General features: G+C 59.3%; 7 protein-coding genes and 1 pseudogene. 6 read left to right on the forward strand and 2 right to left on the reverse strand.

The features are described from left to right. Positions 1-14 precede the first annotated feature (14 nt). From OCL88_RS20600 to OCL88_RS21195, 6 genes are all read left to right on the forward strand, one after another. Positions 15-116: a ferredoxin gene (locus OCL88_RS20600; protein WP_264963625.1), complete on the forward strand. Its 102-nt coding sequence runs from the start codon at positions 15-17 to the stop codon at positions 114-116. Then, positions 117-1,349: an NAD(P)/FAD-dependent oxidoreductase gene (locus OCL88_RS20605; RefSeq protein WP_169094771.1), complete on the forward strand. Its 1,233-nt coding sequence runs from the start codon at positions 117-119 to the stop codon at positions 1,347-1,349. After that, a complete protein-coding gene (locus OCL88_RS20610) occupies positions 1,349-2,095 on the forward strand; it encodes a class II aldolase/adducin family protein (protein WP_264963784.1) in 747 nt (248 codons plus the stop codon). The genes OCL88_RS20605 and OCL88_RS20610 overlap by 1 nt, the downstream gene beginning before the upstream one ends. 71 nt (positions 2,096-2,166) lie before the next feature. Further along, positions 2,167-2,943, forward strand: a complete 777-nt coding sequence (locus OCL88_RS20615) for an IclR family transcriptional regulator (RefSeq protein ID WP_193562614.1) — start codon at positions 2,167-2,169, stop codon at positions 2,941-2,943. 316 nt (positions 2,944-3,259) lie between these two features. Then, a complete protein-coding gene (locus tag OCL88_RS20620; RefSeq protein WP_169094772.1) occupies positions 3,260-3,796 on the forward strand; it encodes an NUDIX hydrolase in 537 nt (178 codons plus the stop codon). Between the two features lie 134 nt (positions 3,797-3,930). Beyond that, the gene (locus tag OCL88_RS21195) at positions 3,931-4,050 is read left to right on the forward strand and encodes an SDR family oxidoreductase (RefSeq protein WP_319951673.1); all 120 of its coding nucleotides are present in this window, start codon (positions 3,931-3,933) and stop codon (positions 4,048-4,050) included. 340 nt (positions 4,051-4,390) lie between these two features. Here the strand turns inward: OCL88_RS21195 and OCL88_RS20625 are convergent, their stop codons facing one another. Continuing rightward, positions 4,391-4,867: a DUF6278 family protein gene (locus tag OCL88_RS20625; protein WP_264963785.1), complete on the reverse strand. Its 477-nt coding sequence runs from the start codon at positions 4,865-4,867 to the stop codon at positions 4,391-4,393. 9 nt (positions 4,868-4,876) lie between these two features. Beyond that, positions 4,877-5,719: pseudogene (locus OCL88_RS20630) on the reverse strand (Fis family transcriptional regulator); the annotation flags it as partial.

Raw genomic sequence — 5,719 nt, forward strand, 5'->3', positions numbered from 1 at the left:
TGGATGACGACGGGATCGTAGTCCTCCTCAAGACTGAAGTACCCGAGGCTGACCGGGCCCGGGTCGTGGAGGCAGCCCGCAGCTGCCCCGTTTCCGCCCTGATAGTGGAGGACTAATTGAATACAGTAACTGTCATCGTGGGCTCCTCCATCGGGGGTGTACGGACCGCACAGTCCCTACGCCTGGAGGGATACGAAGGACGTATCGTTCTCGTCGGTGAAGAAACGGAACTGCCCTACGACAAGCCGCCGTTGTCCAAAACTGTCCTGGCAGGTACAGCAACTGAAGCCTCCATCTGCCTACTGGACCGCGACCAAGCCCAGGAATTAGGAATAGAGCTGCAACTTGGACGTGCAGCAACCGGGATCGACATCGCAGGAAACCTGCTGAATCTGCAAGGTCAGGAAGCTCTGCACTTCGACAACCTGGTCATAGCCACAGGCGCCTCCGCCCGCCCATCGCCGTGGGGGCAGCGGCCTGGCATCCATGTTCTTCGCACCCTCGACGACGGCCGCAGCCTCCGTGCGGACCTCGCGAAGGGTGGACATCTGGCTGTTGTCGGCGCAGGTTTCATCGGCGCCGAAGCCGCGGCGACAGCGCGGGCGCTTGGTCTGGAAGTGACAGTTATCGACCCACTCCCGATCCCTATGAGCCGCATCTTCAACGCGGAAGTCGGACAGTGGTTCGGAGACCTTCACAGTAGCAATGGCGTGAAGACAATCTTTGGTACCGGAGTCGAGTCCATCGACGGCGAACAGGGCTCTTTCGCCCTGCGGCTTACCAACGGTCAGAACCTGGAGGCCGCCACAATTCTGGTCGGCATTGGCGCCGTTCCCAACGACGCCTGGCTCGCATCTTCCGGTCTGCTCGTGGACAACGGCCTGGTGCTCGACGAATACTGCCGCACCGTGGATGCCCCACACATATATGGCGTCGGCGACGTTGCACGATGGCGGCACCAAAAACATGGCGAAGATATCCGGATCGAGCACTGGACCAACGCCGTCGAGCAGGCCGCGTGCGTGGCTTACAACATCACGCATCCGGAGACTCCCCGCGCCTACACTCCCGTCGAGTACGTCTGGAGCGACCAACACGATTGGAAGATCCAGGTGGTAGGCCGGGTGGGCGGAAAGGCTGAACACGTCGTTATCGGACATCCGGAAGTTCACGGGCGCTTCGCCGCGCTATATACGGTTGACGGCACCAGCCTGAGTGGTGCCGCCATCGTGAACTGGCCTAAGGCGCTCCTGGCCTGCCGCCGCGGCATGGGTACGGGAATAACAGTTCAAGAACTGCGGGAGAAACTCGAACCAATGCTAGACCCCCAACCCTTGGCGGCATCCTGATGGGACAGACTTGGTCACCCCTGACACATGCAGGGGCGAGGGAAGCGATTGCTTTGGCCTGCCGTGTGCTGGCACACCGTGGCCTGGCAGACGGCATCCTCGGCCATATCAGCCTTCGAATCGGCGAGAACAGCCTGCTGGTCCGATGTAGGGGTCCCCAGGAGCGCGGGCTGGCATTCACCGAAGCCAGCGACATCCGTTTGGTCGACCTTGACGGCAACCCCGCTGCTGAAGGCGAGTTGGAGGGGGGATACTCCGCCCCTAACGAACTCCCCCTGCACACGGAACTGTTACGCCAACGCCCCGACATCAACGCGGTCGTCCACGCGCACCCGCCTCGGGTCGTCGCAGCTGACCTCGCCGGGCTTGGCATCCGCCCGATCGTCGGAGCCTTCGATATTCCAGGCACCCGCCTGGCAGCAGGCGGGGTACCCGTGTATCCGCGGGGAGTACTGGTCAGGAACCGCCAGTTGGCTGCGGAAATGCTCCACGCCATGGGTGATCGTCCTGTCGTGCTGCTCCGCGGACACGGGCTGACCAGCGCCGCAGGGAGCGTGGAGCAAGCAGTACTCCAGGCAATCAGCGTAGATACCCTTGCAGGGTTGTCGCTTCAGGTGACTTCAGCTGGGGGAGCGCTCAAAGACCTCCCAGACTCGGACATGGCTGAACTGCCAGACCTCGGTGGGTCGTTCAACACGCAAACGGCTTGGAGACACGAACTCGCTCGGATTAACGCTGCATGGTGAAGCTAGCCGACAGGAGCGTACAGACTCTCATCCCGGGGACGGAGGGGACATCTGACATGTCTTCTGACCCTATGAACGGCACATCCAAACACGGCCCGCCACCGCAGTACCCCATCGAATCTGTTGACAATGCATTGCGACTGCTCCTGCTATTCGAAACCCAGCCCAGCATCCGGTTAACAGATGCGAGCAACTATCTTGGTGTTGCATCGTCGACAGCGCACAGGCTTATGGGGATGTTGCTCTACCGAGGCTTCGTGCGACAAAACCCGGCTACTCGCGCATATGAACCAGGCCAGGCGCTCAGTTCCATCGCCTTCGCCATCAGACGCCAGGTAGACATCAGGGCCCTCGCTCGTCCCGTACTTGAACAGCTGTTCCAACAAACCGGGGAAACAGTCCACTTCGCCACGCTCGAGAGGACAGACGCCCGATTCCTTGATGCCATTGAAAGCTCAAGGGCAGTGCGGGTGGGCTCCCGCCAAGGCATCACGCTGCCAGCCAACTGCACTGCGACAGGAAAAGCGATGCTGAGCCGGCTCACTCAGGAGCAGCTACGGGCCCTGTACCCGAATAAGGAACTCCCCGTGCTGACGGAAAACTCAATCAAGACAAGAACAAACCTCGAAGCCGAGCTTGATGAGATCCGCCGAGCGGGATACGCCACGAGCAGAGAGGAAAGTGAAGACGGAGTTACGTCGGTCGCCGTGGCTATTACGGGCCCGTCCGGGGCGCTTTTCGGGATTAACGTTTCGGTGCCGGCTCACCGGATGTCGGACAAGTTGCGCGCGGAACTTGGGGGAATGATCCGCGTCGCCGCTGAAAATTTGCAAGGCCTGCTGCTTTAGCCGGCTGCAACCCACAATGCGGTCGGTCCCGCTTGTTACTCCAGTAGCCCGTTGATCTTTGATCCTCTGCCAAGGTGACCCTGATGCCTTGCCCTTGAGATGCTACAGATGTCGCAGGGCGGTCGTAGTTGGTTGCTGTAAACGTAAGCCAATCAGCGGCGCACCGCGAAGGGATCCCTTTCTCGTTGTCGGCCCCCGGCATCAGTGGCCCCAGCCACGGCCGGAGTGAACTGAGCGCGACACTTCACTCCAAAAAAACCAATATCATCACTCGCACTGACATTTCTGATTACAGTCAGTCAGCTTGGAGAAACGGATGCAGGAACTGCGGCAGGCTTCAGTCGCTATACCTTTCTACAGGGACGAGAAGGGGAATCTTCGCTTGGTACTGATCAAACGATCAAACTATGGACAACATGGAAGCCAGATTTCGCTGCCTGGAGGCAATCGGGAACCACAGGACGAAGGTGCTTGGGACACTGCCCTTCGTGAAACTATCGAAGAGCTGGGATTGAGCACCAAGCAAATTGTTTTACTCTCTCAACTCGAACCAATTGATACCCACGTAACCCGCTATCGAGTTTCACCTTTCGTAGTCCAACTGCAGGGGATCACACCAAGCTTTGTATGGAAGCCTCAAATGGCGGAGGTCGAGGAGGTGGTCGATGTACCAGTGAATGTGCTGGCCTCCGAAACTGCAGCAGGAGAAGAAGAACTATGTTTTCCGGGCTGGAACACTCGGAGGAAAGTCCCCGTGCGGAGGTTTCAGGGGCATACAGTTTGGGGCCTAACCCTCCGAATCCTCGAGCCCGTATTGCCTCAGGCGCTGGCAGGAAAATGGCCCATATCGTGACGCACATCAGAACCTCTTCGCAAACGATTGCACTCACCAACGCAATCCGGACGTGCGGAAACTGTCCTGAATCATGTGAGTTGACCAACGAATACCCCCGAATCTAGAGGGTTGGGTCGACTGCAGCGAAACGGATTGCGGAGGGAGCCGGTCCCGACGACATGACCAGCCTTGCCGCCTTCCTCCTCTCCGACGAGAGCAGCTACATCACCGGACAAACAATCTCTGTCAATGGAGGGCTGCTTCACAGATAGGAAGTCCTGCTGACAACCCAAAAAAAATCCGCCGCGGTTTCCATGGCCGCTCAGATCCATCGTCAACCGTGGCGCCAGACTGGAAGGCCGGGCGCCAAGGCTGTCTAACAGGACCTGACAAAGTCCCGGCTCGCTCCGTTGCCGCCCGAGCCTGGTTGATCTTCTTTTGGTATGGGATACACCCCCTTCCTCGGGCACTCCCCCGCTCATTTTCGACTGGTAGCGGGACGTGTTGAAGTGGGACGAGTAGAAGTTCTTTTTGACCGGGGCATGTCTGGAGCGGATGTTCAAAATGCGAGTCATTTTTAAAGCCCTGAATGGACCCGGCTTATCGGCCGCATCAGTCGCCTTGAAGTGGCTCTCGGCCCACCAGGTCCGCCGCGCGGTCGTAGTTCATCACAAGTGTCGGGGTGCCGAGAGTTAATCGTCTTTGAGCAACATGGATAACTGAGACACTCGTGTGCCTGTATATGGTGACCTCCGGGAAGCTTTCGTTGATGACTTTCCAGTGCGCACCAGGGATGGTGTGGGTCAATACATCGCCCAGGAACATTCCTATGGGCCTGACCAGCGCTTCCAGGGATGCCTTGTCTTCTGCGCTCCCTATCAAAGAATCGACTGCTACCAGTCCTTGTCGTGAGCGGGGAATCGACATACCCTTCTTCCGGCATAACTCGAGTAATTCGTCGTAGCCTCCAACATTGGTCGGGGGAGGCTTAATTTCTCCGGGAATAGCAGGTCTGTACTCGGCATATTTCCTGGCCATCCCAGGGGGCAGCGACTGCAGAGGCTCGTCGATTCCGTCCGGGTGACACATGCGGCCATGCTACTTCACCGTCCGAAGCGGTTCCTCGAGTCCGCCTCTTGTGTGGAAAGTGGACATGTATTCCATGTAGTTTGCCGACGACGCCAGGGCATGGCGATCGATCGTGGCCGGGGAGTAGCCAAGGGCTTCAGCGATGATGGCCACGGGTGCGAGTTTGGTGAGTTCGTGAAGTGTTCCGAGCCTGGCCGCCCGACTGCTGAAAGCCGTGCTTAGCCGCTGGGTGAGGGTTGAGGCCTGGAGGTGCCGGCCTGGCGAGCCGCCTCTGAATACCCAGTTGCTGTTGGGGTGCGCGGCCGTTTGATGGTGGGTTGGCGTGACTGCTAGTTCTCGCCAGGGCTCATCGAGCGGAGGTGTGAGAGCGATTTCGACGGTTCCGAGGGTGATGGTGACGATTTCCTCGGTCACGGTGACGTTGTCCCAAGTGAGTTTGACGATGCCGGAGACTTGCTGGCCGAAGACCAGGACGAGGATAGCCGCTGCCCGGTCTCTGGGGTTCATGTCGGTCGTGTGGCTCAGGTTCTGGACGAGGCCGTTCTGGGCGGCTGCGTCGAGTCGTGGGCTGGTGCCGCGGCGGTGGGGCTGCAGTTGCAGGGAAGGGTCGATGAGGTTGGTTTTGGTTGCCCAGTCGAGGAAACGTGAGGCGATGCCTCGTGTCGTCGGGCCTTCCGCCTGCCATCGGTCCAGGTGCGCTTGATTCACTTCGGCGAGTTCGGCACCTTGATCGCTGAGCCAGTTCAGAAGTTCTACGGCGACGGTGACTGCCTGTTTGGCCCGCAGGAACGTTCCTCGGGTGACTTCGTCCATCTGGTTCATGCGGCGCTGGTGGTGCCAGCGGATGTAGAG

The sequence above is a fragment of the Paenarthrobacter sp. PAE-2 genome, from assembly GCF_026013155.1.
Classification (GTDB): Bacteria; Actinomycetota; Actinomycetes; order Actinomycetales; family Micrococcaceae; genus Arthrobacter; species Arthrobacter ureafaciens.

Coding starts and splice junctions, on each gene's coding strand:
- OCL88_RS20625 (WP_264963785.1), bottom strand. CDS start 4,867: ATGTGTCACCCGGACGGAATCGACGAGCCTCTGCAGTCGCTGCCCCCT.
- OCL88_RS20620 (WP_169094772.1), top strand. CDS start 3,260: ATGCAGGAACTGCGGCAGGCTTCAGTCGCTATACCTTTCTACAGGGAC.
- OCL88_RS20610 (WP_264963784.1), top strand. CDS start 1,349: ATGGGACAGACTTGGTCACCCCTGACACATGCAGGGGCGAGGGAAGCG.
- OCL88_RS20615 (WP_193562614.1), top strand. CDS start 2,167: ATGAACGGCACATCCAAACACGGCCCGCCACCGCAGTACCCCATCGAA.